The organism is Capnocytophaga sp. oral taxon 329 str. F0087 (genome assembly GCF_000213295.2).
Taxonomy (GTDB): Bacteria; Bacteroidota; Bacteroidia; order Flavobacteriales; family Flavobacteriaceae; genus Capnocytophaga; species Capnocytophaga leadbetteri_A.
This window is the reverse complement of record NZ_KN390017.1, coordinates 23,251-25,733: the sequence shown is the minus strand read 5'-3', so window position 1 is coordinate 25,733 and position 2,483 is coordinate 23,251. Positions and strand designations below refer to the sequence as shown.

The following is a 2,483-nucleotide window of genomic DNA, read 5'->3' as shown; positions in this document are numbered from 1 at the left end:
TGGTATCGCCTCCATATATTTTCATAGTGCTGCGATTACCTTCTTTTAGTATAAAGCCATCTTTTCTTAAGAGGGGGTATAGATTCCACTTATGAGCTTCTCCATACAGCAATATAATTTTTTTATCAGTAGATTTTTTGATGAAATCAAATAAATATTCATCTCTATAATGGCGCGTTAATAAGTATTTGTATTGTTTGTAGTTGGCACAAGTATACTTAGCATTCATAGGCGTAGCATAATCGCAACTATCTAAGGCAATCTTTACTTTCTCTTCGGTTTCTATAAGGTGTATAAGGTCTTTAAAATTAGTATCAGCGCGGGTATCACCTTCTATAATACCAGTATTTTCTTTAGTCTGCGCTACAAACTTCTTATAAAACTTGGGGGTAGATTTATTTTTTTCGTCATCATAGCCACCAGAGATATTTATGCATAATATTTTGCGTACTTTCATCATAATAGTATCTTGTTCTTGCTTAGTTTCTCCTCCTGTTACTACGCCTTCGTAGTAGATAGCATATCCTTGTTGGCGTTTTTCAGTTATAAACTGTTTTACTTTGTCGTAATATTCTTGCCTTGCGACGTGAATCATCGGGATATGGATAATTTCGCGCTCTTCTTTTACCCATACGCTTTTTTTCTTCATAGGGTCTTTTTTGTTGTAGAAAGTAATAAAAGCTCTTGTACAAGAACTTACTGAAAAGGCAATGAGCAGTATAGCTCCCATTTTTTTTAATAACTGTTTCATATGCGTTAAAATTTAATATATTGCACGGCAAATATAGTAGGCACGAGCTATAAGTTCGCGCCAGCAGGGGGAGACAGCAAAAACACTCTCAGAGCGGTTTGGAAAAGTACTGCAAAAGCGGCAGTCAATGACTATCAACCGCAATGATACTTCTACTTCTATATCTACGCAGTTAGACAGTCTTATCCCTGCCAGCAAGATTGCCAACCTCACTCAAGAAATGTTCGTTGGAGCAGTCTCTGACAACTTTGATGAGCGCATAGACCAGAAGATATTCCACGCTCAGATTATAGTAGATAACAAGAAAGTAGCTGCTGAGACCAAAGCCTACCAGAAAATCCCCGAAGTCCTCTCCTTTACTGATGCTAATGGCAACGATACTACCAAAGAACAGGTAGAAGCCAATTATCGCCAGATAAAGTTAGATGTCATTGAAATCATTGAACGCGAGAAAGAACGTATCGCCAATGACCCTGAACTGAGGCATTTGGTGAAGAAAGAGGGAGAATAAACAAAAAAGGCTATCCGCTTAAAATTTGGATGGTCATATTCTCTCAATAGCAAGGTTCATTTTTATTAAATAAGCAATGAGGAAAGCGGACATCTACACTATCTTTTATAGAATAGATTTTTAGGCTATCAATAGTGCCATTTTTGTTGTAGTATTTCCACTCTCCTACCTTGCAATTGTTCTCTACTTTGCCTTCTTCTTTTATATTTCCACTTTCATAATAAAAATCTTTCCAGTAACCAGAACCATCTGTAAATTGGGTTTTATATAAAAGATTGTCGTTCATATCTTTTGTTATATATACCCCATTTATCGTCCCTTTTTTATAGCTTATTTTTTTCAGTGTTAACCTTTTGTCTTTTTGATAATAGAACACTTCATATTCTACAGAATAACCATTTAAGATTGTTACTTTTTCTAATCCAATCGTTACTTTTTTAGAAAAATAATTATTTAAAAGAGAAATATTATGTTCAATTATATATTGAGGTTTATCATCCAAACGGATTTCTAAAATTTGCCCTTTTTTATTTATTTTATGCCTCTTTACAAAAGAGGCAATTTCTATTTCATCAAAAGGGCTTACTACATCTGATGAATCTATTTTTTTTATATAAATGATAATTATAAGGAATAGGTTCAATTTTTTGAGCATATCCCTCCATAAAAAATATAAATAAACAACCAATGTATATTATTTTATTCCTTATCATTGTAATATTTTTCAACTTCATTCTGCATAATTTTTATTTGCCATTGAGTAAAAGAGATTCTTTTATTATCAAGCTGTTTAAACTTATTTCTATAATAAAGTAAAAGTTCCCGAAAATTAGTAATTTTGTGTTTGAAAAAAAAAAGAACGCCAAAATTCAGGAACTTTGGGCAAAGATACAATAAATAATTGGATTATTCCCTTTTTAAGTGTAGTAAAAAGAGCCTAATCCCCGAAATGGAGAGCAACCAGATGTTTATTTTGATAAAGAATTGTACAAAAATAGGTTTAAAATTGAACAAGCAAATGGTTGGCTTGACGGATATAAAGGTTTGATAATGAGATACGAGTATCTTGATGTAACTTGGATTGGAATGCTTTTATTAGGGTTTATCTCCAAGTTCCTCAAAAAAGTTTAAACACGTTTATTATGAAAAAAAATAGTATAATAATCATAGTATGTATTTTTTCTATATTTTTATTTTATTTTAAAAATACAGATTATGTAA

General features: G+C 32.1%; 2 protein-coding genes and 1 pseudogene. 1 reads left to right on the top strand and 2 read right to left on the bottom strand.

The features are described 5' to 3' along the window. On the bottom strand, positions 1–751 hold a 751-nt coding region (locus HMPREF9074_RS08085; protein ID WP_034540222.1), incomplete at its 3' end, for a hypothetical protein. A 52-nt stretch (positions 752–803) separates the two neighbouring features. On the opposite strand from HMPREF9074_RS08085, the pseudogene HMPREF9074_RS08080 reads away from it, so the two are divergent. Then, positions 804–1,262: pseudogene (locus tag HMPREF9074_RS08080) on the top strand (conjugal transfer protein TraG); the annotation flags it as partial. 43 nt (positions 1,263–1,305) lie between these two features. On the opposite strand, the gene HMPREF9074_RS08075 reads toward HMPREF9074_RS08080, so the two are convergent. Next, positions 1,306–1,905, bottom strand: a complete 600-nt coding sequence (locus HMPREF9074_RS08075; RefSeq protein ID WP_155846673.1) for a toxin-antitoxin system YwqK family antitoxin — start codon at positions 1,903–1,905, stop codon at positions 1,306–1,308. Positions 1,906–2,483 lie beyond the last annotated feature (578 nt).